This window comes from Streptomyces sp. NBC_00237, assembly GCF_026342435.1.
GTDB lineage: Bacteria > Actinomycetota > Actinomycetes > Streptomycetales > Streptomycetaceae > Streptomyces.
The window spans coordinates 3,167,702-3,191,581 of record NZ_JAPEMT010000001.1; the positions used below are offsets into that span (position 1 = coordinate 3,167,702).

General features: G+C 72.6%; 23 protein-coding genes. 14 read left to right on the forward strand and 9 right to left on the reverse strand.

The annotated features are described in order from the left end of the window. Nucleotides 1–14: 14 nt before the first annotated feature. Nucleotides 15–1,004, reverse strand: a complete 990-nt coding sequence (locus tag OG897_RS14370; protein ID WP_266656367.1) for a DUF6114 domain-containing protein — start codon at nt 1,002–1,004, stop codon at nt 15–17. After that, on the reverse strand, nt 995–1,636 hold the full coding sequence (locus OG897_RS14375; protein ID WP_266656369.1) for a DUF6230 family protein: 642 nt from the start codon (nt 1,634–1,636) through the stop codon (nt 995–997). Before OG897_RS14375 ends, OG897_RS14370 begins: the two co-directional genes overlap by 10 nt. A 143-nt stretch (nt 1,637–1,779) precedes the next feature. Between OG897_RS14375 and OG897_RS14380 the strand changes: the two genes are divergently transcribed. The 4 genes from OG897_RS14380 (at nt 1,780) to OG897_RS14395 (ending at nt 6,490) form a co-directional block, all read left to right on the forward strand. Beyond that, nucleotides 1,780–2,436: a TetR/AcrR family transcriptional regulator gene (locus OG897_RS14380; RefSeq protein ID WP_266656371.1), complete on the forward strand. Its 657-nt coding sequence runs from the start codon at nt 1,780–1,782 to the stop codon at nt 2,434–2,436. 215 nt (nt 2,437–2,651) lie between these two features. Continuing rightward, complete coding sequence (locus tag OG897_RS14385) at nt 2,652–3,824, forward strand: acyl-CoA dehydrogenase family protein (RefSeq protein ID WP_266656373.1); 1,173 nt, start codon at nt 2,652–2,654, stop codon at nt 3,822–3,824. 375 nt (nt 3,825–4,199) lie between these two features. Further along, a complete protein-coding gene (locus OG897_RS14390; protein ID WP_266656375.1) occupies nt 4,200–5,324 on the forward strand; it encodes a hypothetical protein in 1,125 nt (374 codons plus the stop codon). 50 nt (nt 5,325–5,374) lie between these two features. Further along, nucleotides 5,375–6,490 carry a phosphotransferase family protein gene (locus OG897_RS14395; protein WP_266656377.1) on the forward strand — a complete coding sequence of 372 codons (1,116 nt, stop codon included), beginning with the start codon at nt 5,375–5,377 and terminating at the stop codon, nt 6,488–6,490. Here the strand turns inward: OG897_RS14395 and OG897_RS14400 are convergent, their stop codons facing one another. Then, nucleotides 6,491–6,907: a hypothetical protein gene (locus OG897_RS14400; protein WP_266656379.1), complete on the reverse strand. Its 417-nt coding sequence runs from the start codon at nt 6,905–6,907 to the stop codon at nt 6,491–6,493. 327 nt (nt 6,908–7,234) lie between these two features. On the opposite strand from OG897_RS14400, the gene OG897_RS14405 reads away from it, so the two are divergent. The 4 genes from OG897_RS14405 (at nt 7,235) to fxsA (ending at nt 11,437) form a co-directional block, all read left to right on the forward strand. Then, nucleotides 7,235–7,675: an Lrp/AsnC family transcriptional regulator gene (locus tag OG897_RS14405; RefSeq protein WP_266656381.1), complete on the forward strand. Its 441-nt coding sequence runs from the start codon at nt 7,235–7,237 to the stop codon at nt 7,673–7,675. 102 nt (nt 7,676–7,777) lie between these two features. Then, the gene (locus OG897_RS14410; protein WP_266656383.1) at nt 7,778–9,439 is read left to right on the forward strand and encodes an amidohydrolase; all 1,662 of its coding nucleotides are present in this window, start codon (nt 7,778–7,780) and stop codon (nt 9,437–9,439) included. Nucleotides 9,440–9,969: 530 nt separating this feature from the next. Then, complete coding sequence (locus tag OG897_RS14415) at nt 9,970–10,737, forward strand: polyprenol monophosphomannose synthase (protein WP_266656385.1); 768 nt, start codon at nt 9,970–9,972, stop codon at nt 10,735–10,737. 82 nt (nt 10,738–10,819) lie between these two features. Continuing rightward, complete coding sequence (fxsA, locus tag OG897_RS14420; RefSeq protein ID WP_266656387.1) at nt 10,820–11,437, forward strand: FxsA family membrane protein; 618 nt, start codon at nt 10,820–10,822, stop codon at nt 11,435–11,437. Nucleotides 11,438–11,591: 154 nt separating this feature from the next. Here the strand turns inward: fxsA and OG897_RS14425 are convergent, their stop codons facing one another. The 4 genes from OG897_RS14425 to OG897_RS14440 form a co-directional block, all read right to left on the reverse strand. After that, the gene (locus tag OG897_RS14425; protein WP_142215978.1) at nt 11,592–11,966 is read right to left on the reverse strand and encodes an RNA polymerase-binding protein RbpA; all 375 of its coding nucleotides are present in this window, start codon (nt 11,964–11,966) and stop codon (nt 11,592–11,594) included. 260 nt (nt 11,967–12,226) lie between these two features. After that, entirely contained in the window at nt 12,227–13,579 is a 1,353-nt protein-coding gene (locus tag OG897_RS14430; RefSeq protein ID WP_266656389.1) for an MFS transporter, read from the reverse strand. 55 nt (nt 13,580–13,634) lie between these two features. Beyond that, nucleotides 13,635–14,405 carry a glycerophosphodiester phosphodiesterase gene (locus tag OG897_RS14435; RefSeq protein WP_266656391.1) on the reverse strand — a complete coding sequence of 257 codons (771 nt, stop codon included), beginning with the start codon at nt 14,403–14,405 and terminating at the stop codon, nt 13,635–13,637. Further along, on the reverse strand, nt 14,402–15,064 hold the full coding sequence (locus OG897_RS14440; protein WP_266656393.1) for a YitT family protein: 663 nt from the start codon (nt 15,062–15,064) through the stop codon (nt 14,402–14,404). The genes OG897_RS14435 and OG897_RS14440 overlap by 4 nt, the downstream gene beginning before the upstream one ends. 100 nt (nt 15,065–15,164) lie before the next feature. Between OG897_RS14440 and OG897_RS14445 the strand changes: the two genes are divergently transcribed. Beyond that, the gene (locus tag OG897_RS14445) at nt 15,165–16,661 is read left to right on the forward strand and encodes a PLP-dependent aminotransferase family protein (RefSeq protein WP_266656394.1); all 1,497 of its coding nucleotides are present in this window, start codon (nt 15,165–15,167) and stop codon (nt 16,659–16,661) included. 69 nt (nt 16,662–16,730) lie between these two features. Here the strand turns inward: OG897_RS14445 and OG897_RS14450 are convergent, their stop codons facing one another. Further along, the gene (locus OG897_RS14450) at nt 16,731–18,299 is read right to left on the reverse strand and encodes a hypothetical protein (protein WP_266656395.1); all 1,569 of its coding nucleotides are present in this window, start codon (nt 18,297–18,299) and stop codon (nt 16,731–16,733) included. Between the two features lie 39 nt (nt 18,300–18,338). After that, nucleotides 18,339–18,533: a hypothetical protein gene (locus OG897_RS14455; protein WP_018534760.1), complete on the reverse strand. Its 195-nt coding sequence runs from the start codon at nt 18,531–18,533 to the stop codon at nt 18,339–18,341. A 256-nt stretch (nt 18,534–18,789) separates the two neighbouring features. Here OG897_RS14455 and OG897_RS14460 point away from each other — a divergent pair, with 256 nt between their 5' ends. The 5 genes from OG897_RS14460 to OG897_RS14480 all read left to right on the forward strand — a co-directional run bounded on the left by OG897_RS14460 (nt 18,790) and on the right by OG897_RS14480 (nt 23,876). Then, a complete protein-coding gene (locus OG897_RS14460) occupies nt 18,790–19,182 on the forward strand; it encodes an ankyrin repeat domain-containing protein (RefSeq protein WP_266656399.1) in 393 nt (130 codons plus the stop codon). Between the two features lie 283 nt (nt 19,183–19,465). Continuing rightward, nucleotides 19,466–20,884 carry a HEAT repeat domain-containing protein gene (locus OG897_RS14465; RefSeq protein ID WP_266656401.1) on the forward strand — a complete coding sequence of 473 codons (1,419 nt, stop codon included), beginning with the start codon at nt 19,466–19,468 and terminating at the stop codon, nt 20,882–20,884. Nucleotides 20,885–21,016: 132 nt separating this feature from the next. After that, nucleotides 21,017–21,181 (forward strand): hypothetical protein, encoded by a 165-nt coding sequence (locus OG897_RS14470; protein ID WP_266656403.1) that lies wholly within the window; start codon nt 21,017–21,019, stop codon nt 21,179–21,181. A gap of 105 nt (nt 21,182–21,286) precedes the next feature. Beyond that, nucleotides 21,287–22,828 carry a hypothetical protein gene (locus tag OG897_RS14475; protein WP_266656405.1) on the forward strand — a complete coding sequence of 514 codons (1,542 nt, stop codon included), beginning with the start codon at nt 21,287–21,289 and terminating at the stop codon, nt 22,826–22,828. Nucleotides 22,829–23,057: 229 nt separating this feature from the next. Beyond that, nucleotides 23,058–23,876: a hypothetical protein gene (locus OG897_RS14480; RefSeq protein ID WP_266656825.1), complete on the forward strand. Its 819-nt coding sequence runs from the start codon at nt 23,058–23,060 to the stop codon at nt 23,874–23,876. Nucleotides 23,877–23,880 lie beyond the last annotated feature (4 nt).

Sequence of the window (23,880 nt, forward strand, 5' to 3'; positions counted from 1 at the left end):
TAGGGTCCCCTGATTCAGGACGCTCCGAGGGTCAGCCCGTCCGTCACGATGACGTCCGAGGTGACCATGGCCTGCTCGGCGCTGACGTCCGTCATGAAGACGAACGGAGGCACCACGGGGGGCACCGGCAGCCCGTCCGGGGTGAAGGTCAGGCAGAGCAGCCCCTCCAGGCACCCGCTGAACTTGGTGAGGTACAGGGTGACGTTGCCGCTGAGGTCCAGCTTGTCGGCCCCCAGCGCGAGCTCGTCACGGCCGTCGCGGGTCTTCAGCCGGTAGTCGGTGAGGGACGCCGCCCTCATCCTCAGCACCATGACCTTCAGCGGCCCGTCGGCGGTGCGCACCTCCGTCACACCGGCGATCAGGAAGCCCTCGGGCGCGAAGCGCGTCGTGGTGACGGTCGGCGGTACCCGTGGTGCGAGGGGGCCGGGTGCCGCGTGCGCCCGGTGCGCGGGCGCTGCGACCGTGGCCAGGAGGACGACGGGCAGGGCGACCGCGAGGGTGCGAGGGCCTCGGTGGTCGCGCACCCGGGGCGGGGTACGCGGACCGTCGGCCGCCCCCGCACGGTCGGCACGGGCACTGTCATCACGCGTACGGCTGCCCTCCGCGGGCTCCGCGAGGGGCCTCCAGCCGAACCCCATGGCGCTGCCCGCGATGCCGAGGAGGGTTCCCAGAAGGAACCCGCCCAGGTTGGTCGCCGCGAACGACAGCACCGACAGGATCAGCGCGTTGACGCTCACGTAGTGGCGGGTGTGCGGCAGGCACCACAGGAAGAGCCCCGCCGCGGCCAGGGCGAGACCGATGCCGATCGCCGCGATGCCGCCGAGCCCGAGACTCACCAGGACCGGCAGCGGCGACAGCGGCACGAGCAGCAGCTCGGTTCCCGCGAGCACCAGCAGGAACCCCGCCCAGAAGGGCCTGCGCCGCCGCCAGGCCCGGAACCGTCGCCGGTGCCCGGGCCAGGGCAGACGTGCGTCCAGCCGGCCGCCCCGCCCGCTCAGAAGCACTGCTTGCCGTCCAGGCTCACCGTCAGCTTGAGCCCCTTCAGCCGGAAGTTCCCCCCGGTCGCCGACCAGGCGTGCGAGCGCACTCCCGCGACCTCGATGTTCCCCGCCTGGAGCCCGAACGCGCCCCGCTCGCCCCGCACGTCCCGCACGGCGTCCAGCGTGGAGGCGTCCCGGCCGATCTCCGCCGTACCGAAGCGGGCGTCGCCGGTCAGGTCCTCACCGTCGATGACCAGGCTGCTGGCGGTGACCTCGCCCGCCTCGCCACCTGCCGTCAGCTTGAAGACCACCGTGCCGACCGGGGTCCTGACCTGCGCCGACTGACAGATGTCGGAGAGCCGGGCGTCCCCGATGCCGAGCAGGGCGACCGGATGCCCCGTGCCGTCCACGGACCTGTCGGTCTGCACGTACGACGAGAGACCGCTGCTGGTCAGCTTTCCCGAGGAGACCTGGAAGCTGGTGCCCGACACAGCGAACGACGCGGCCAGCGCCCCCTGCCCCATCATCACCGCCATCGCGCCGACCGCGATCACCGCGGGAACGGCCACCACGGCGCTCCTGCGCCACCCCGTTCTGCCCTCCGGGAGCTGCGTCCGCCCCTCGGGATCCTTCGGCTTCCTGGCTGCTGCGCTCACTGGGTCCTCCCGTACGTCGCAGAGATTGCGCAGGGGACGTGCATGCGGTGCGTCAGTCATGCCGTGCATCAGCGGCGGAAGGGGAGCAGGGCCGTGGAATACTGCGGCGGCGATCCTTCCGGACTGGGAGACTAGGGCGTAATTTGAATAAGAGTCAACAGCGCGGAACGGCCCGGAAATCCCAGGCGCGCAGGGCCGAACTCATCGCAACCGGGCGGAAATTGTTCGCCCACACCTCGTACGACGCCCTGTCCATGGACGACATCGCACGCCACGCGGGCGTCGCCAAGGGGTTGATCTACTACTACTTCGCCAACAAGCGCGGCTACTACCTGGCCGTCGTCGAGGAGTCCGTCGCCGACCTCGTCGCCCGCGCCGCGAGCCACCCCGAACTCCCGCGCGCGCAAAGGGTCCAGCACACCGTCGACGGCTATCTGCACTACGCCCGCAACCACCGGGCCGCGTACCGCACGATCGTCACCGGAGGCGTCGGTTCCGACGTACAGGTGCAGGCGATCCGCGACTCCGTACGGGCGCGACTCCTGGCCACCCTCGCGAAGGGCGCGTACGGGCGCACGGACGTCCCCGCGACGGCACGCCTGGCACTGCTCGGCTGGATGACCGCAGTGGAGGGCATCACCCTGGACTGGATCAGCGATCCCCCCTCGCCGCACACGGACGTGCCCTCTCAGGAAGAGGTGCGCGAGCTCCTCGTAGGGCTCCTGCGTGCCACCCTGGAGACGATCGCCTCCCTGGTGCCGCAGTGCCCCGCCCCATCCCTGGACGACACGGTCGCGTAACACCCCGACGCCCTGCCCGGCCTGCGGCTTTTCGACCGGTGACGGAACGGGTGCGATCGGGCATACTCAGCCGCCACAGTCCCGGACAGTCCGCTTCCGTAACCCGGAGCGGTGCTTCAGGCTGGGACGTGAGTCACCTCGGCGGCGCCGCCACACCCTGCGCGGGCGCCCGCTGCCGCGCCCGACAGGGCCCGAGATGCAAGGAGAGCGCCGCAATGGCCGACCGCGCCCCCCAGCCGGTGGAACGACAGCTGCCCACCGAGGAGTCCCGCGACCTGCTCGCGCTCGTACGCGACATGATCCAGCGGGAGATCGCCCCCCGGGCGGCGGAGGAGGAGGACGCCGGTCACTTTCCCCGCGAGGTCTTCGCGCTCCTGTCGGAGTCCGGACTGCTCGGCCTGCCGTACGACTCCGAGCACGGCGGCGGCGACCAGTCGTACGAGGTCTACCTCCAGGTCCTGGAGGAGCTCGCGGCGGCCCGCCTGACCGTGGGGCTCGGCGTCAGCGTGCACAGCCTCTCCTGCCACGGGCTCGCCGGATACGGCACCAAGGAGCAGAAGGCCGCCCACCTGCCCGCCATGCTCGGCGGCGGCCTCCTGGGCGCGTACTGCCTCTCCGAGCCCGCCTCGGGCTCCGACGCGGCGTCCCTGCGCACCAAGGCCGTCCGCGACGGCGACGACTGGGTGATCACCGGCACCAAGGCGTGGATCACCCACGGCGGCGTCGCCGACTTCTACACCGTCCTCGCCCGCACGGGCGTCGAGGGTCCGCGCGGCATCACCGCCTTCCTCGTCCCCGGCGACGCTCCGGGCCTCTCGGCGGCCGCCCCCGAGAAGAAGATGGGCATGAAGGGCTCGCCCACCGCGCAGCTCCACTTCGACGGCGTACGGGTCCCCGACGCGCGCCGCATCGGCGAGGAGGGCCAGGGCTTCGCCATCGCCCTCTCGGCGCTCGACTCCGGCCGCCTCGGTATCGCCGCCTGCGCGATCGGCGTCGCCCAGGCGGCCCTGGCCGAAGCGCTCTCCTACGCCACGGGCCGCGAGCAGTTCGGCCGCCCGATCGCGGACTTCCAGGGCCTGCGCTTCATGCTCGCGGACATGGCCACGCAGATCGAGGCGGGGCGCGCGCTCTACCTGGCGGCGGCCCGGCTGCGCGACGCCGGCCGCCCCTTCTCGCGCGAGGCGGCGATGGCGAAGCTCTTCTGCACCGACACCGCGATGAAGGTCGCGACGGACGCCGTGCAGGTCCTCGGCGGGTACGGCTACACCGTCGACTTCCCGGTCGAGCGGTACATGCGCGAGGCGAAGGTCCTCCAGATCGTGGAGGGCACCAACCAGATCCAACGCATGGTCATCGCCCGCCACTTGGCGGGCCCGGAGTCCCGCTGACCGCTCGGGCACGGTGCGGGTGGGGCGAGTGGTCGCTGTTCCCGCCCGGGGCTACGCCCCTCGCCCCCGGCACGGGCTGGTAGTGAGGGGCGCGGGGAACTGCGCGACCAGCCACAACGCACCTGCACGGATACGGGACGGCCGCGCGGCCAGCGCTTTAGGCGAAGGGGCGGGACAGGGGCATCCCCGCCGAAGGCGGCCTGAACCCCAGCCCCACCCAACCGGCACGGGCACCCGCCCAACCCCGGCCCCACTCCAACCCTGGCCCCGCCCAACCTTCCTGACGTACCGTCAGATCCAGCGGCCGGGACCATCACCACGCCACACCGCACCCTCCACCCGCGCCGCCCCACCCGCGCTCCGCCAGGAGGACCCGTGCCGCAGGACCGCCCCATCCCCCTCGACGAGTACCCCATCCACCAGGCCCCCCTCTCGATGAAGCACGTCGCGACCGGCGACCGCAACGCCTACGACCGCTGCATCTTCCACCTCATCGACCACACCGGCCGCACCCTCCTCGTCGTCGGCCTCGGCGTCTACCCCAACACCGGCGTCATCGACGCCTACGCCACCCTCCGCGTCGGCGACACCCTGCACGCCGTCCGCGCCTCCGACGCCCTCACCGACGACCGCATGAACCTCTCCGTCGGCCCGCTGCGCATCACCGTCGACGAACCCCTGCGCCGCTTCACCCTCACCTGTGACCCCGACCCCGCCGACCCCGACTCCCTCTCGTACGCGATCAGTTGGACCGCCGACTTCCCGGCCGTGTGGGAGCCCCACCACGTCCAGTACCGGGGCGACCGCCTCATGCTCGAAGGCCGCCGCTTCGTCCAGGCGGGGCACTGCGCCGGAGTCCTTCACGTCGGCGGCGAGGAGATCCGCCTCGACCCCGCCCACTGGACCGGCACCCGCGACCGCAGCTGGGGCGTGCGGCCCCTCCCGGGCGAGGAGGGCGGGCGCGCCGCCGAGGAACACCGCCCCGAAGGCTTCCACTGGCTCTGGATACCGGCCCGCTTCGACGACCGCTTCGTCATGGTGATCGCCCAGGAGGACGCCGCAGGGCACCGCACCCTCAACGAGGCCCTCCTCGTTCGCAACGACGGACGCGACACCCAACTCGGCTGGCCCCACACCGACATCACCTACCGTTCCGGTACCCGCCACCCCGAACGCGCCGTCGTCCATCTCACCGACCCCTCCCGCAAGCCCCTCGAACTCGGCGTCGAGATCCTCGCCTCCTCGCCCCTCGCCGTCGGAGCGGGCTACCCGCCCGCCACCGACTGGCAGCACGGCAGCTGGCAGGGCCGAGGCTGGATCGACCGCCGCGCCTACGACCTCTCCGACCCCGCCGCCCACCCCATGGCCGCGTACGGAGTCATCGACCACGCCGCCCGCTTCACCCTCGACGGGCGGACCGGCTACGGGATCTTCGAGCACGGCAGCTTCGGCCGCCACGACCCGAGCGGCTTCACCGGCTACGACTCCACCGCGCCGTGAGCCCCGGCGACCGCCCCGGCAGCAGCCCCCGCGAGCAGAGGAGCACGGACATGGCCACCGCCCCCCGTCCCCGCACCACCACCCGCGACCCCGGAGAACTCGGCCGCCGCCTCACCGCCTGGCTGGCCCCCCGCCTCCCGGGGGCACGTGTCACCGGCGTCCGCGTGCCCGACTCCAACGGCATGTCCAGCGAGACCCTGCTCTTCGACCTCGACCACCCCGAGGCCCCCGTCACCGCCTGCGCCCTGCGGCTGGCCGCCGACCCGGCCGCGTACACCGTCTTCCCCGTGTACGACATGGCCCGCCAGCACCGCGTCATGAGCCTCGTCGCCACCCACACCGACCTGCCCGTGCCGCACGTGCTCTGGCTGGAGGAGGACCCGGCCCCGCTCGGAGCGCCCTTCTTCGTGATGGCCCGCGCCGAGGGCCGGGTGCCGCCCGACGTCATGCCGTACACGTACGAAGGCAACTGGCTGTACGCGGCGAGCGACGACGAGCGCGCCGCACTGGAGGCCGCGAGCGTCGGTGTCGTCGCCCGGCTGCACGACCAGTTCCCGCCCAAGGAGGCGGAGTTCCTGCTGCCCGACGTCGAAGGCAGTCCGCTGCGGCGGCATGTGACGGGCCAGCAGACGTACTACGAGTGGGTCGTCGACGGACTTCCGCGCTCGCCCCTCATCGAGGAGGCGTTCCGCTGGCTGGAGGACCACTGGCCCGACGACGAGGGCGAACCGGTGCTGTGCTGGGGCGACGCCCGCATCGGCAACATCGTCTACGACGGCTTCGAGCCCGCCGCCGTGCTCGACTGGGAGATGGCCGCCTACGGGCCCCGCGAACTCGACCTCGGCTGGAGCGTCTACCTGCACCGCTTCTTCCAGGACCTGACCGTCTCCTTCGGGCAGGACGGACTGCCGGACTTCCTGCGCCGCGACGCGATCGAACAGCGGTACGCGGCGCTCACCGGTCACACTCCCCGGCACATGGAGTTCCACACCCTGTACGCCGCCCTGCGGCACGCCGTGGTGATGCTCCGCATCGCCTACCGGCAGGTGCACTTCGGCGAGGTCCGGGTCCCCGGGGACCCGGACGCGCTGATCATGCACCGGGCGTCGCTGGACGCCATGGTGCGCGGGACGTACTGGAGGGAGGCCGGGTACCGGGAGGGGTAGTTACGCGGCCCGCTGGCGCGGCACCCTCAGTGGACGCGACCCCGGACCGCCGACGTGCGAGAAGGGCTGCGTCCGCCAGTCCAGGCCCTGGGGGAGGGTCAGGAGCAGCGCGGTGTCCTGCTCCACCACCTCCAGGGTCTCGTCTGCGGGCTTGGCGTCGGCGGCGGGGCGGCCCGTACCGGCGCAGGCGGTCAGGCCGAAGGGGTTCCACGGGGTGGGGCACTTGGCGTGCTCCGGCAGGACGTCCTCGTCGGCGAGCAGCGCGATCGGCTGCGCGCAGTCCGGGCAGACCACCCGGTACATCTCGAAGGTGTCGTACGCGTCGCCGCCGGTCCCCTCGGAGTCGTCGAAGGAGACGAGTTCCGCGAGTGCCGTGCTTTCGGCGGGCTCCGATGTGCTGGGCTTCGAGTTCTGCATGGAGACACTCCCCCTAGAGGTGGGCCGACAAGGCGCCGCGGCCTCGACCACACCAAGCACTTCCCTGCGCGCCTGCGCGATAACCGCACTAAGGAGAAGGACACGGGGTGAAGGGTGTGGCCTTGGTCACATGCCGCTCGCAGGTGCGCTGTGCACGCCCCGCGCACCCGCACGGCACGCGCACGTGGCGGCCCGCGCACGCGCACGTGGCGGCCCGCACCGGTGCCCGCCCTCGCACGGGCGCACCGGGGCTCCCTCCGTTCCACCAGGCAAGACGCACGGCGCTCATGTGTCACAGGGGCCCCGGGCCCTGTAGGTTCTCGGTCCATGGAGGAGTTGGATCGTCAGATCGTGGACCTGCTCGTCAAGGACGGGCGGATGAGCTACACCGACCTGGGCAAGGCCACCGGCCTGTCCACCTCGGCCGTGCACCAGCGCGTCCGCAGACTGGAGCAGCGCGGGGTGATCCGCGGGTACGCCGCGGTCGTGGACCCCGAGGCGGTCGGGCTGCCGCTCACCGCGTTCATCTCGGTGGCGCCCTTCGACCCCAGCGCCCCCGACGACATCGCGGAACGGCTCGCGGGCGTCGACGAGATCGAGGCGTGCCACAGCGTCGCGGGCGACGAGAACTACATCCTCAAGGTGCGCGTCGCCACCCCGCTGGAGCTGGAGCACCTGCTCTCCCGCATCCGTACCCTGGCCGGTGTCTCCACCCGTACGACCGTCGTCCTCTCCACCCCGTACGAAGCCCGCCCGCCCCGCGTCTGACGCGGCCCGGCCCCGCGCCCGGCCCCCGTCCCGCTCCGCGTCCGACCCCGCCCGCCCCACCCGCGTCGAGGGCGGCCCGCGTGCTGCGCGAGACTGGTCCCCATGACCGAGCGCACCGCCCCCTCCCCTCCGGCCGGCCCCGCCGCCCCCTCCGACCGCACCGTGCTGCTGCGCGGCGGCGAGGTCCACAGTCCCGCCGACCCCTTCGCCACCGCGATGGTCGTCGAGCGCGGACACGTCGCCTGGGTGGGCTCCGAGGGGGCCGCCGACGCCTTCGCGAGCGGCGTCGACGAGGTGCTCGACCTAGAAGGCGCGCTCGTCACCCCGGCGTTCACGGACGCACACGTGCACACGACGTCGACCGGCCTCGCCCTCACCGGCCTGGACCTGTCCGCCGCCCGCACTCTCGACGAGGCGCTCGCTCTCGTACGTTCGTACGCCGCCGGGCGGCCGGTCGGCGAGGTCCTCCTCGGCGGCGGCTGGGACGCCTCCCGGTGGCCCGAGCAGCGCCACCCCTCGCGCGCCGAACTCGACGCCGCGACCGGCGGGCGACCGCTCTACCTGCCCCGTATCGACGTCCACTCGGCAGTCGTCAGCACCGCCCTGCTGGACCTCGTCCCCACCATCACCGGCCTGACCGGCTACCACCCCGACGAGCCGCTCACCGCAGCCGCCCACCACGCGGTGCGGGCCGCCGCGCACGGGGCGATCAGCCCGGCCCAGCGCGCCGACGCCCAGCGCGCCGCCCTCGCACACGCGGCCTCGCTCGGCATCGGCACCGTCCACGAGTGCGCGGGACCCGAGATCTCCTCCGAGGACGACCTCATCGGCCTGCTGAAGCTGGCCGCCGACGTACCGGGACCGCGCGTCTTCGGGTACTGGGCCGAACAGGTCGCGCATGCGAAGGACGCCCAGCGCGTCCGCGAACTCGGCGCCGTCGGCGCGGCCGGGGACCTCTTCGTCGACGGCTCCCTCGGCTCGCACACCGCGTGCCTGCACCAGCCGTACGCCGACGCCCCGCACACCGGCACCGCCCACCACGACGCCGCCGCCATCGCCGCCCACGTCGCGGCCTGCACCGAAGAGGGCCTCCAGGCGGGCTTCCACGCCATCGGGGACGCCGCGCTGAGCGCCGTCGTCGCCGGGGTGCGCGCCGCCGCCGAGAAGGTCGGCCTGGCCCGGGTGCGGGCGGCCCGCCACCGGGTCGAGCACGCCGAGATGATGACCCCGCAGACGATCGCGGCCTTTGCCGAACTCGGCCTCACCGCCTCGGTCCAGCCCGCCTTCGACGCCGCCTGGGGCGGCGACAGCGGGATGTACGCGCAGCGCCTGGGCGTCGAGCGGGCCCGCACCCTCAATCCGTACGCGGCCCTGCTCAGGGCCGGTGTGCCGCTGGCCTTCGGCTCCGACAGCCCGGTCACCCCCCTCGACCCGTGGGGCACCGTCCGGGCCGCGGCCTTCCACCGCACCCCCGAGCACCGGGTGTCCGTCCGTGCCGGGTTCACCGCCCACACGCGCGGCGGCTGGCGCGCCGTCGGCCGCGACGACGCGGGCGTCCTGGTCCCGGGCGCACCCGCCGACTACGCGATCTGGCAGACCGGTGAACTGGTGGTGCAGGCCCCCGACGACCGGGTCGCCCGCTGGTCCACCGACCCCCGCTCCGGCACGCCCGGACTGCCGGACCTCACGCCCGGCGCACCGCTCCCGGTCTGCCTGCGTACGGTCGTCGCCGGGCACACCGTGTTCGTACGGCCGAACGCATGACGGGCGGCGGGCGGCGTACCGCCGATCGGTGCGCCGCCCGCCGCCGGGCGGTTCTTCGCTCCGTCGGCACTGACCTGGTGATTTGAAGGATCGTCGCAGGTCGCGCAGGTGTTGACAGGAAGCGGCCACCGGCGGGTAGGTTCGGCCGGGTCCACCACGAGACGTCCGGCCGGAAATCCTCCACGCAGTCGTCGAACGCCGCTGGGTCATGGACGGGACGCCGCACCGGCGCCCCGCCCGGGAACCAGGTTCAGCGCCCGCGCCTCGGGGGCGAGGGAAGGTTTTTTCCGTCGGACGGTGCGACCCGGGTAGGGCCCCGGCGTTCAGTAGACAACGGCGAGGATGTCCGCAGCCGGCGGCCACCTGGTCGGCCCGAAGGACGCCGGGCCCCCATCCGCAGCCCCCTCCCGCAGACGGGTGCGAAGACCGCCCCGCAGACCGACCCGGCCGAAGGGGCCGGACCCTCGGCCCCTTCGCCGTGCCCGCTCGCTATGGTGGGTCCTCTGTGTTCGGACATTAAAGGGGAAGCAGTGAACGACGGCGGTCAGAAGCGTTACGGCCCGCTCGGCAGTGCTTTGGTGATCATCCCGACCTACAACGAGGCCGAGAACATCAAGCCGATCGTCGCGCGGGTCCGGGAGTCGGTTCCCGAAGCGCACGTCCTGGTCGCCGACGACAACAGCCCCGACGGCACCGGAAAGATCGCCGACGAGATCGCGGCCGTCGATGATCAGGTGCACGTCATGCACCGCAAGGGCAAGGAGGGCCTCGGCGCGGCCTACATGGCCGGTTTCCGCTGGGGCATCGACAACGGCTACGGCGTCCTCGTCGAGATGGACGCCGACGGCTCGCACCAGCCCGAGGAACTGCCCCGGCTGCTGACCGCCCTCAAGGGCGCCGACCTGGTGCTCGGCTCGCGCTGGGTGCCGGGCGGGCGGATCGTCAACTGGCCCAAGTCCCGCGAGTTCATCTCCCGGGGCGGCAGCCTCTACTCGCGGATGCTGCTGGGCGTGCCGCTGCGCGACGTCACCGGCGGCTACCGCGCCTTCCGCGCGGAGACCCTGGAGGGCCTGGGCCTCGACGAGGTCGCCTCGCAGGGCTACTGCTTCCAGGTCGACCTGGCGCGCCGCGCCGTCGAGTCCGGCTTCCACGTGGTCGAGGTGCCGATCACCTTCGTGGAGCGGGAGATCGGCGAGTCGAAGATGAGCAACGACATCCTCGTCGAGGCGCTGTGGCGGGTCACCGCCTGGGGCGTCGGCACGCGCGCCAACAAGCTGCTCGGCCGCAAGCCGCTGTGAGGCCCTGCCCGGGGGGCCGTCCTCCCCGGGCGCTCACGCGCTCTTTACGCCGTTCAGGCGGCCTGCCAGGCACACTGGAGGCATGACGACCGGCACTCCGCCCCCGACCGCTACGACGACCCCCCGCAAGCGCTCCCGCGCCCGCACCTTCGTGCCCCTTGGCATCGCCGCCTGGCTGGTGCTGGAGATCTGGCTGCTGACCCTCGTGGCCGGCGCGGCGGGCGGGCTCACCGTCTTCCTGCTGCTGGTCGGGGCCGTCGTGCTCGGCGGCGCCGTGATCAAGCGGGCGGGCCGCCGCGCGTTCCAGAACCTCAGCGAGACGATCCAGCGCCAGCAGCAGTCCGGCGGGGCGTACGACCCGGCGGCCGACGCGCAGGGCAAGAAGGGCTCAGGCAACGGCTTCGTGATGCTGGGCGGGCTGCTCCTGATCCTGCCCGGCCTGATCTCCGACGTGCTGGGCCTGCTGGTCCTGGTGCCGTCCGTGCGCAAGGCGCTCGGCCGGTTCGCGGAGAAGTCCCTCCAGAAGCGCATGGACGCCGTGCAGCAGCCCGGCAGCCTCGGCGACGTGTTCCAGCAGGCCCGGATGCACCGCCCCGACGGCAAGGTCGTCCAGGGCGAGGTCGTCCGCGACGACACGCCGTCGCGGCAGCCGTACCCGCCGCGCCGCGAGGACGGCCCCCGGACGCCGCTGACGCCCTGATCCACGTATGTACGACGAGAGCCACGTACGCACGACAAGAGGTACGCGAGAGGTACGCACGACAAGAGCCGAGGGGCTCCGCCACACAGTGTGTGGCGGAGCCCCTCGGCTCTTGCGCTGTACTTCTCTCGTGCCCTCGACCCGCGTACGGGTGTCAGGCGGACTTGCGGCTGTCCCGCGGATGCACCGCGATGTTCATGGCGCCGGAACGCAGTACCGCGAGCCTTTCGGCCAGGACCTCTTCGAGTTCCTCGCGGGTGCGCCGCTCCATGAGCATGTCCCAGTGCGTTCGCGCGGGCTTGCCCTTCTTCTCCTCCGGCCCATCGCCGTCCACCAGGAGTGCCTGGGTCCCGCAGACCTTGCACTCCCACTCCGGCGGAATTTCCGCTTCCACGGAGAAGGGCATCTCAAAGCGATGGCCCTTCTCACATGCGTACTCCACCGCCTGGCGCGGGGCCAGATCGATGCCGCGGTCCGTCTCGTAGCTCGTAACCACGAGCCGCGTACCGCGGAGAGCTCGCTCACTCATGAATCGTGCCTCCCGGGCTTGTCGCCCACAGGACAGGTAGGTGTCGCTGTCGTCGTCATCCGGTCAACGTCCGGTCGGCGGTAAAGATTCCCGTTGCGGGTCAGTGCGTCGCCCGTCGTGCCGCCCCTTGTTGTACCCACCAGTGACCGCTTTGTCACATCTGACAGCAGATGTCACCCAGTCTTTTTCCTGCGAAGGTTCGCAGTAACGGTCCGCCTGGCAGGCCAAAGGCGTACACTACCGGCCTTTTACTTCAAGGTCTAAATTCTTTCCGGAACGGGGTTCCCCGCCGCCTCGACGGCCTGCCTCACGGGTACCCGCGCGAGCAGGACGAACCCCACCACGAAGAACACCACCAGGGACACGATCGCGTCCCGGTAACTGCCCGTGAGCTGGAAGGCCAGACCGAACACCAGCGGCCCCAGCCAGCTCATTCCCCGGTCGCTCATCTCGTACGCGGAGAAGTACTCGGCCTCCTTGCCGCGCGGCACCAGGTGCGAGAACAGCGACCGGGACAGGGCTTGACTGCCGCCGAGAACCAGACCGATCGCCGCCGCCAGGACGAAGAACCAGACGGGCGCGCCGGCCGGGAGGAAGTACCCCACGCCGATCGTCGCCGTCCACGCGACGAGCGAACCGAGAATGGTCCGCTTGGCTCCGTAGCGCTGGGCCAGACGCCCCATCCCCAGCGCGCCGAGGACCGCGAGCACCTGCACCAGCAGGATGGCCGTGATGAGCGTCGTCTGGTCGAGTCCCAGCTCCTCGGAGCCGTAGACGGACGCCTGCGAGATCACCGTCTGGACGCCGTCGTTGTAGACCAGATAGGCCAGCAGGAACGACAGCGTCAGCGGATGGCGGCGCATGTCCTTCAGCGTGGCGATCAGCTGGCGCCAGCCCTGGCCCATGGTGAGCCGGGTCCCGTCGGTGGCCACCCTGCGGTCCCGCAGCCGCCGCAGCGGCACCAGCGCGAACGCGCCCCACCAGACACCTGCGGAGGCGAGACAGATCCGCACCGCCGTCGTCTCGTCCACGCCGAAACTGTCGTGCGCGGTGTACAGCACCAGGTTCAGTACGAGGACCAGAGCACCGGAGGTGTACCCGAAGGCCCACCCCCGTGAGGAGACGTGGTCGCGCTCGTGTGGTTCGGCGATCTGCGGCAGATAGGCGTTGTACAGCGACATCGACACGGACAGCGCGGCGTTGGCCACGATCAGCAGGAGTGCGCCCAGCAGATAGCGGTCGCCGTCCAGGAAGAACATCCCCGTCGTCGCGGCCGCCCCCAGATAGGCGGAGGCCGCCAGCAGAGGCTTCTTGCGGCCCGTGCGGTCGGCGATCGCACCGACGAAGGGCATCACCAGGACCGCGAGGATCACCGAGGCGGACACCGCGTAGGCGAACAGGGAACCCGCCCGCACCGGGACGCCCAGGGGGTGCACGTATCCCCCGGCGTCCGCCGCCGCCTTGGCGACCGTCGTCAGGTACGGGCCGAGGAAAACGGCGATCACGCTCGTCGAGTAGACCGAGCAGGCGAAGTCGTAGAAGTACCAGCCCCGTTGCTCGCGTCTGCGCTCCGCGTCCGGACCGGTCGGTTGCCGCGTCGTTCCCGTCCCCACGTGCTGTCCCCGTTCTGACCCCGTGCCGACGCGCGTACGGGCACGAGGGGGCGGGTCAGGCCCAGGCCCCCCGCCCGGTCAGCACCGACCGCAGCGTAGCGATCCGGTCCGTCATGATGCCATCCACGCCGAGATCCACAAGGGCTTCCATCCGCGCGGGATCGTTGATCGTCCACACGTGCACCTGAAGCCCCAGGGAGTGCGCCGTCGCCACGAAGCGGCGGTCCACCACCCGTACGCCGTTCTGCGCCTCGGGCACCTGTGCGCACACCGCACCGAGCCGCAGGGGCGCCGGGACGCCCAGCGAGCGCAGGCGCAGCGCCAGTACTCCCCGGACGCCGTACGACGTCGCCAGGCGGGGGCCCGCGAGGAGCTGGGCGCGGGCGACGCGGCGCTCGCTGAAGGAGCCGACGCAGATCCGGTCCCAGGAGTTCGTACGGCGCACCAGGTCGACCAGGGGCAGCAGGGCGGGCTCCGCCTTGATGTCGACGTTCCAGCGGGCGTCGGGGAACTCTTCGAGGAGGTCCTCGAAGAGGGGCAGCGGCTCGGTGCCCGCGACCCGTGCCTCCCGCACGCGGCTCCAGGGCAGCTCCGCGATCGTGCCCCGGGCGTCGGTGACGCGGTCCAGGGTCGGGTCGTGGAAGGCCACCAGGCGCCCGTCGGCGGTCGCGTGGACGTCCGTCTCGAAGTACCGGTAGCCCTCCTTGGCGGCCCGGCGGAAGGCCGTGGCGGTGTTCTCCAGGCCGTCGGCGGCGCCGCCCCGGTGGGCGAACGGGATGATCGGCCCGGGATGGCCGAGGTAGCTGTGCCGGAATGCGTCGTTCACCCGGGCAGTATCGCGCGGTCCCGCCGCGCGTCGGCGACCGGCTCATCCGGCTTCTGCTCCGGCACGGCGAACAGGCGCAGGAAGAACTGTGCGAGGGGGCCGATCGCGAGGGCGTACACGACGGTGCCCGCCCCGATGGTGCCGCCGAGCAGGAATCCCGTGACGACGACCGCGATCTCGATCGCCGTACGGACCAGCCGGATCGACCCTCCGGTCACCTTGTGCAGGCCCGTCATGAGGCCGTCGCGGGGACCGGGGCCGAAGCGGGCGGCGATGTACAGGCCCGTGGCGACGCCGTTGAGGACGATGCCGCCGAGCATCACCGCGATGCGCCCGGTCAGGGAGTGCACCTCCGGCACCAGCGCCAGGGTGCCGTCCATGGCGATGCCGATGACCACCACGTTGGAGACCGTGCCGAGCCCCGGGCGCTGCCGGATCGGTATCCACAGCAGGAGCACCGCCGCCCCGACGATGATCGAGACCACCCCGATGGTGAGACCGGTGCGCTCCGCGAGGCCCTGGTGCAGCACGCCCCAGGGCTCCAGGCCGAGGCCCCCGCGCACCAGCACCGCCGAACTCGCTCCGTACAGCGCCAGCCCCACGTACAGCTGCGCCAGCCGCCGGAAGAGTTGGGTGGTTGACCGCGATGACCCGGACATGGAGCGCCCCTTGGGTAGTGGTGGTGGACCGATGCATGACACTCTGTGGCCCGTAAGGACGAGCCATCCATGGCCAATCCGGGGAAGGTGGACTGATTTCATGGCGCAGTGGACTTCGGCAGTGGGGGCGGCCCAGCTCGCCCGCCAGCTCAACTCCCAGTCCCGCCCGACCGGCCCCGGCGTCCGCAAGCCGCCCGCCTACCGGGCGCTCGCCGACGGCGTGCGGCTGCTGGTCCTGGAGGGCCGGGTGCCGGTCGCCGCCCGGCTGCCTGCCGAACGCGAACTCGCGGTGGCCCTCGCGGTGAGCCGTACGACCGTCGCCGCCGCGTACGAGGCGCTGCGCGCCGAGGGCTTCCTGGAGTCCCGCAGGGGCGCGGGCAGCTGGACGGCTGTCCCGGCGGGCAATCCGCTGCCGGCGCGCGGCCTCGAACCCCTGCCGCCCGAGTCCCTCGGCTCCGTCATCGACCTCGGCACGGCGGCGCTCCCCGCCCCCGAGCCGTGGCTCACCCGCGCGGTGCAGGGCGCGCTGGAGGAACTCCCGCCGTACGCGCACACGCACGGCGACTACCCGGCCGGGCTGCCCGCACTGCGGCAGATGCTCGCCGACCGGTACACCGCGCGCGGCATCCCCACCATGCCCGAGCAGATCATGGTCACCACCGGTGCGATGGGCGCCATGGACGCCATCTGCCACCTGTTCGCCGGGCGCGGCGAGCGCATCGCCGTCGAGTCGCCCTCGTACGCCAACATCCTTCAGCTGATGCGCGAGGCGGGCGCCCGTCTGGTGCCCGTCGCCATGGCGGAGGGGCTCACCGGATGGGACCTCCCGCGCTGGCGCCAGGTGCTGCGCGACGCGGCGCCCCGGCTGGCGTACGTCGTCGCCGACTTCCACAACCCCACGGGCGCCCTCGCCGACGAGGACCAGCGCCGCGCCCTGGTGGAGGCGGCCCGTTCGGCGGGCACCGTCCTGGTCGCCGACGAGACCATGTCCGAGCTCCACCTCGACGACGAGTACGCGATGCCACGCCCGGTGTGCTCCTTCGACCCGGCGGGCTCCACCGTGATCACCGTCGGCTCCGCCAGCAAGGCGTTCTGGGCGGGCATGCGCATCGGCTGGGTGCGGGCCGCCCCCGAGGTGATCCGCAGCCTGGTGGCGGCACGCGCGTACGCCGACCTCGGCACCCCGGTCCTGGAGCAGCTCGCCATCAACTGGCTGATGAGCACCGGCGGCTGGGAGCAGGCCGTCTCGGTGCGCCGCGCCCAGGCCAGGGAGAACCGGGACGCCCTGGTGGCCGCCGTGCGCCGGGAGCTGCCGGACTGGGAGTTCCACGTGCCGGACGGCGGGCTCACGCTGTGGGTGCGCACGGGCGGGCTGTCCGGGTCGCGGATCGCGGCGGTGGGGGAGCGGGTCGGTGTACGGGTGCCGTCGGGGCCCCGGTTCGGCGTCGACGGGGCCTTCGAGGGGTACGTGCGGCTGCCCTTCACCGTGGGCGGCCCGGTGGCGGAGGAGGCCGCCGCGCGCCTCGCCGCCGCCGCGCGGCTGGTGGAGTCGGGGGCGAGCTCGGGCACGGAGACGCCGCGCACCTCGGTGGCGTAACCCCTCCCGCGTACGACAGTGCCCCCGCGCACCTCGGAAGAGGTGCGCGGGGGCACTGTCGTACGGCTGTCAGCCTTCCGCGGACACCGGGTCCTGGCTGGGCTGCTCGTCGCTGAGCTGCTCGTCGACCGGCACGCAGCGCTCGGGCAGCAGCTCCAGCACGGCCTGCCGGTGCGCCTCGCCGGTGGCGTCGTCGTACGGGTCGGGGGTGACGGGCACCTGGAGCCGCATCACCTGCCCCGCGCCCAGCCGGGCGTAACCGCGCCCCGGCGGGACGCCGGGGGTGGGCGTGGTGTGCGGGGGAGCGCCCAGGACGCACGCCACCTCCTCGGGGACGGCGGGCCCGAGCACCGCGCGGGCGCGCGTGTGCGCGCGCACCGACTCGCTCAGGGTGTCCCAGGTGTCGAACTGCTCCGCCACCACCACGGTGACGTTCGCCGCCCTGCCGTGCCGCAGGGGCACCTGGAGGAGCTGCTGCGGGTCGGTGCGGCCGTCGGCGGCGGCCAGGTGCCCGAAGACGCTGGGGCGGTCCAGCACGATCCACAGGGGGCGCCGGGTGTCGTCCGGGGTGGGCTGCCCCGCCTGCCGGGCCCGGTTGGCGGAGACCAGCCGCCGCTCCGTTTCTGCGGCGGCCCACTCCAGACCGGCCAGCGCACCGGACAGACCGCACTCGACGGCTAGCACTCCGGTGCGTCCGGTGAAGCAGGCGTACTCGCCGGTGCCGGTGCCCTCCGCGATCAGCACGTCGCCGTCCTGCAGCGCCTGGAGGACGATCGAGCGCAGCAGTGTGGTGGTGCCGCTGCCGGGCTGGCCGACGACCAGCAGATGGGGCTCGGTGGAGCGGGGGCCCGTCCGCCAGATCACCGGGGTGGCGTCGTACGCGTCGTCGCCGGCCTGGACGGGGACGGTGCGCGGAACGGCGTCGGCGTCCGTGAAGCCGAGGACGGTCTCGCCGGGGGCGGTGACGAAGCGCTGGGCGGCGATCGTCGTGGGGAGCGCGTCCAGCACCGTCATGACGAGCTGGTTGCCCTCCTCGTCCCAGTCGAAGCGGTACTCGCGGCCGCGCCCGGACTTCGCACTGAGCAACTGCTCGATACGGGCCCTGGAGGGGGCCTCGCCGTCCGGGAAGTAGGCGGGGTAGCGGATCAGCAGCCGGGACGGGCGGCCGCTGTCGTCGAACGCGTACTCACTGAAGGACGTGTCCCACTCCCCGCCGTGCGCGAAGAGCGGGTCGGGGTCCTCGGGGACGGAGAAGTACGGCACGAGAGCCTCGTAGAGGGACTGGAGGCGCTCTGTCTGCTCCGGGGCGGGGCCCGTCTGCACGGGGGCGCGTTCGTGCCCCTTCCAGGCGGCCGCGGCCATCACCGTGATCAGGGCGAGCAGCGGCCCGTACGGGATGAGCGCGACCACGAGGACGACGGCGCCCGCCAGGAACAGCGCGGGACCGCGCTTGTCCTTCGGGGTCGCCGACCACCTGGCCCGACCTGCCGCGGCGAGCTTGCGCAGGCCGCGGCTGATCGTGATGAGCGGATGGAGCACGTCCGTGGCGCTGTCGGCGGCAGTGCGCGCCAGCTCGCGGCTGCGGGCCACCGAGGCACTGCTGCTGCTCAGAATGCGGGGGAGGGGACGCCGGGCCACGTCGGACTCCTGGAGTGGGAAGAGTGGATGGACGCGGGGTCAGAACTTGATCCCGCCCAAGAGGCTGGCGAGGCTCGCTCCTCCGGCCTTGATGCTCGGGGCGATGGCTGTTCCCGCGAGGTAGAAGCCGAAGAGTGCGCAGACCAGGGCGTGCGACGCCTTGAGTCCGTCCTTCCGGAAGAACAGGAAGACGATGATGCCGAGCAGCACGACACCGGAGATGGACAGGATCATGAGGATTCTCCTGGTTGGTGGGGACAGTCACCATGAGTTCTTCCAGGCTCACAGAAAGTATCTATGCCGCAAATCGTGCGATCGGGTTAATTTTCGTCTTTTTCACTGGACCGGCCGAGCCCGCCGCCCTCGTAGTGATCTTTGCCGTAAGGAGTCCGGGTCATGTCGCGACGGGGGCAGTACCCTGTCGATTCACTCGTACGGCTCTCCTGCCGTGCGTCCCAGGTCACCGCATGTGAAAGGCAGGCAGTCCGCGATGAGCGAAGCAGTGGACCCCGAGGTCGTCGAGCTGGCGGGCAAGATCTTCGACCTCGCCCGGCAGGGCGACGCCGAGGCGCTCGCCGCCTACGTCGACGCGGGCGTTTCGCCGAACCTCACCAACGAGAACGGCCAGACGCTGGTGATGCTCGCCGCGTACCACGGGCACGCCGGTGCGGTGGAGGCCCTGCTGGCCCGTGGGGCGGACGCGAACCGGGCGAACGACCGGGGGCAGACACCGCTCGCCGGGGCCGTCTTCAAGGGTGAGGACGCCGTCGTACGGGTACTCGTCGCGGGCGGGGCCGATCCGGCGGCGGGAACGCCCTCCGCGGTCGACACCGCCCGGATGTTCGACAAGAAGGACCTGCTGGAGCTGTTCGGCGCGCAGTGAGCGGTTCCTGGTGAGGGAGTCCCGGGGGACGTCGTAAATGTGGTCGCGGTGGCGAAATCGCTGGGCCATCATGACGACGGATTCACAAACACCAGGTGCGGGGGGAAGTCGCCGCATTACGGATATGTGGAACGGGCCCACTCGGGGCCACCGATCGAGAGGCAGAGGAAGATGGTCATCACCAAGCGAAAGACTGTGACGGGCGGCCGGGCATGTTGGCGCACCGCGTAGGAACGGCACGTTTCCCCGGTTGCGTCGACAGCTTGATGTGAGGCCCTTTCCCATGTTCGAACCAGTCATAGCGCCGAGCGGCACCCTGCTCGGCCTCCTGCAAAGGGGCAGGGGTGACGGCACGCTGCACGCGCTCGCCGCACCCCGCCCGGAAGCCCTCGCGGCCCTCAACCACTGCGTGCTGAGCGACCCCCGCCACGACTGGCAGGTCGAGAACCGCTCGCTCTACTACGCCCGTCTCTACCTCGACCTCGACGGCAGCCTCGACGAGATCGAGCGCCACCTCTTCGACGTCGAGGACGTCCTCGACACGGAGGAGAACCGCACCGGGCTCGCGCTCGCCGTCCTGGGGCACCTCGCCTCGTACGGCAGGGACGACGCCCTGGCGCTCCTTCGTACGTACGCCAGGACAGGTGCCAACTGGACCTGGGCGCTCGACGAGCTCGCCCTGCGCGACGACGACAGCGGGCTGCGCTCGCTGGCGGGCCCCGTGCTCGCCCGGTTCGCCGCGACGCCCGAGGGCGACGCGGAACTCGCCGCTGCCGTCCGTGACGCCTTCGAGCCCCGGCCCTGGCGCCTGTGGGCCGAGGATCCGCGCGAGGCCGTCGGCGGCCGGGTCCGCGCGGCACAGGAACAGGGGTCCTTCGACCGATGGCAGCGCCAGATGCGCCCTGCCGGGCCTCGCCCCGAGTGGGGTGTCGAAGCCGTCTTCGAGTGGGCCCAACAGGGCCTGGAGCGCGGGGCCGTGCTGCACGTGCCCGCCGCCCGGTGCCTGACCGCGGTCGCCGGACCCGAGGATCGTTCAACGATCCTCAGGGCGGCGCGCGAGGGCTCCGACGGGGCGCGCTGCACCGCACTGCACTACCTGGCCCAGGCGCGGGACCCCGCCGTGCTCGACCTGATCGAAGCGGCCGCCGTGAGCCCCTCGCGGACCGTCGCCGAAGCCGCCGTCGCCGCCTTCGAGCGGATGTGCGGCCCCGAGGCGGTGGACCGGGCCCGCGGCTGGGTGCACCGGCCGGACGCCCTGGGAGCCTCCGCCGCGGGCGTGCTGTCCTGCCGGGGCGGCGCACAGGACGCCCCCCTCGTCCTCGGCGCCCTGCGCGAGGCCGTGCGGTCCGAAGGACCCGACGCCCCCGTGCTGTGGACCCTGGTCGACGGAGCCGGACGGCTCGGCATCTGTGCCGCCGCCCCCGTACTGCGCCACATCTACCGAGAGACCGCCTCCTCCCACTTGCGGCAGCGCGCGGCAGGCGCCCTGGCCGCCACCGATCCGTCCTTCGCCTCCGGCTTCGCCGTCGAGTGCCTGTGGGACTGCGAGGAGACGACGCGGGAAGTCGCCGCCCGGCACGCGGAGACCGCCGACGCGCGGGTCGCCGACCGGCTGCGGCGACTGGCCGCCGATCCGGCCGAAGAGGCCGAGGTGCAGACCGCCGTACGGAGCCGGATAGGGCCCGACGCGACGGCGGTGTGAGCGAAGGCCCGCACCACGGCGGGCCGTACGGCGGCGAGGGCGGTGCGCCCGGAGCGAATCCGGAGCCCACCGCCCTCGCGGCGTTCCGTACCCATCAAGGGAGTTGGGGGCACTGCGTCGGCGGACACCGGAGTGGGAAGCCTGGCGGACGACCGCCCGCTGCTGGGCCGCACCAGCGACCGGATGACCGTGGGCGCGCTCGACCTCGGTGACAGCGTCCGCGCCGAGCGGTTGCTCGCGCAGCATCTCGACGGCGCGCAGGCGAACCTCGTCGGGAGCGGCGACCGGGGGGTCTGAGCGGTCCGCGCCAGGGTCGGTCGCGCGCCCGTCGGACAGGTGTCGCAGGCGGTCCCATCTGGGCCGTTTCGACCGTTGTCAGTGTGAGGACCTAATCTGTGCCACGTGACTTCGCCTGCCTCGACGGATACCACCACGGAATTCGTTCCGCCCCAGCTCAGCGCGGGGCCGCGCCCCGCCCCGGGCCCGGCCGCCGACGAAGGGCTCGCGCGGCGACTGCGCGCGCTCGCGTGCACCGCGCCGCTGCACGACCTCGACGTGCGCAAGGCCAACCTGGCGGGCGAGTACACGGTCTACGCGATGGCCGAGGTCGCCCTCTCCGCGATCGACCTGATCACGCTCAACATGGACTTCGACACCGGGGCCGACCACGAGCAGATCGTCTCCCGGCTGCTGCCCCGCGTCGCCGCCCAGGCCCCCCGCCGCCCGGCCGCCGAGCACGAGCGCGTGGCCCGCTGGGTCCTGGAAAACCTGGTCAACGTCGGCAGCGTCGACCGGGGCTTCCGCGCCGTCTACGGCACCTTCTCCGCCGACGGCGTCTACACCCGCCGCGACTACGACTTCAAACTCGTCGAGGAGGTCGCCGGATACGGCGGCGGGGTGTTCCTGCGCACCACCGACGAAGCCGTCAACGTCCTGGTCGGCGCCCTCGACACGGACGTCACCAGCGCCCAGATCGCCGCCGAGGTCAAGCTGGAGGTCCTGATCAACCGGGGCCGCCTCGCCGACGCCCAGCTCGCCGCCGAGCAGGCCCGCTACCGCACCGTCCAGTACGCCGAGACGCTCCGCCGCACCCTGGAGGCCACCCGGCGCAACGTCCGCGCGGTCGACTGGCTCAACGCCGTACCGGACATGATCGCCGAGGCCCTCGACCACGTCGCCGACCGCTACCGGCACGAGAACGCGATCCTCACCAACATCCGCAAGGCCCGCGACGAGTCCGAGGATCCCGAGCAGAAGCGCCGTGCCGCCGAGCTCGTCGACATCGTCAAGGACTGCATCCGCCGCCACACCCAGCTCCAGTCGAGGCTGCTGGAGGCCGGACCGCTGTTCCGCGCCGAGCAGGACCGCCAGGCGTTCGCGCCGCTGTCCGCGCACTCCGGGCTCGACCTGTACGGCCAACTGGTCGCTCCGCTGCTGCCGCTGCCCCTGGAGCGTGCGATCCGCGTCACGGACGCCTTCTTCGCGCACGGCACGGGCCTGCGCACGCCCACCTCGGTGCGCGTGGGCGACCTCGTCGACATACTCCTCACCCCTTCCGTGGAGCGCGAGCACCTGGGCGCGGAGATGCCCGAGCCCGACCTCATCGCCACCCCGGACGACAGCCGCTTCAGCGAGGAGCAGCTCGCCGACGCGATGCAGCTCCTCGACCTCCCGCACGACGCCCCCCGCCGTCTCTCGGGCCTCCTCGCCGAGGCCCGCCGCACGGGCGGCCACGACCTGGCCTACCTCGTCGCCCTGCTGGCGGTGCACGCCGCGAGCCCGCCCGTCGGCACGGCCTACCGCCAGGGCGAAGAACGCCTCCTCTTCGCCGTCGACGACGGCACCCAGCTCGACGACCCCGACTTCGGCGGCGCCGACCTGATCGTGGGCACCGCCCTCCTCGACACCGCCGGAATGGCCACGGGCCGCGCGGAGGCGTCATGACCCCGGCCGACACCTCGCGCCGCAGCCCCCTCGGCCCCCGCCCGCCCCGACACCGCCCCGTCCCACCCCCGGCCCCCCGCACCCACGAGGGCCCCCGCACCCACGAGGGCCCCCGCCCCACCCCCGTAACCCCCACCAAAGCCAAGGAGCACCACCCGTGAGCGACCCCCACGCAGAAGACCCCGCGTGGAGCGGCGACGCCGTCGAGGCTCCCGCAGCCCCCGCCGCGGTGACCCCCGCCGACGCCTCCGACGCCGCCCGCCTCGTCTCCTTCGGCCTCCAGCCCAAGCTGCTCCCGTCCCGCGACGCCGAATACGCCGACCTCCTGCGCCGCTACCGCGAGGAAGCCCCCTTCGCGCGCCTCGCCGACGCGGTCGCCACCGGCCTCGGCCTCGTCGTCCTCGAAGTGTCGACCCGCGCCGGAATGGCCGTCTCCGCCGACGAGGACTCCGTCTTCGCCGTCCGCATGGGCGACTACGCCCGCCGCGCCTCCGCCGAGTCCGCCGACCGTTTCCTGCACGGCCTCGCCCATCTGGCCGTCGCCGCCATGTCCTTCCCGCGCCCCGAGGACCTCGCCGACGACGGCTACATCGGCCGTCTCACCGTCAACGGCGTCGACGCCTTCGTCCGCCAGGCATGCCGCCGCCTCGAAGAGCGCGCGGAAGAAACCGGGGAGAACACCGACCCCGCCACCGACGCCCCCGGCCTCGAATCCGCCTGGCGCGTCTACTCCCGCCGCAGCGCCACCGGCGCCACCAAGGACGCCCGCCGCCTCGCCGGTTCCACCACCGGCATCGTCGGCAAGGCCATGGCCTTCCTCACCGACTCCGGCTTCCTCCAGCGCACCGGCGACGAGGCGGGCGGCTCCTACCGCACCACCGCCCGCTACCAGCTCCAGGTCCGCGACATGGCGGGCGCCGCCGCCATGGCCGAACTCCTGGAACTGGGCGTCGTCCCCGTCACCGACGGCACCGCCAGCCTCGTGCCGGCCGCCGACACCGACGACCTCGACCTGCCCGCCGACGCGGGCCTGCCCTTCCACGCGTAGTTCC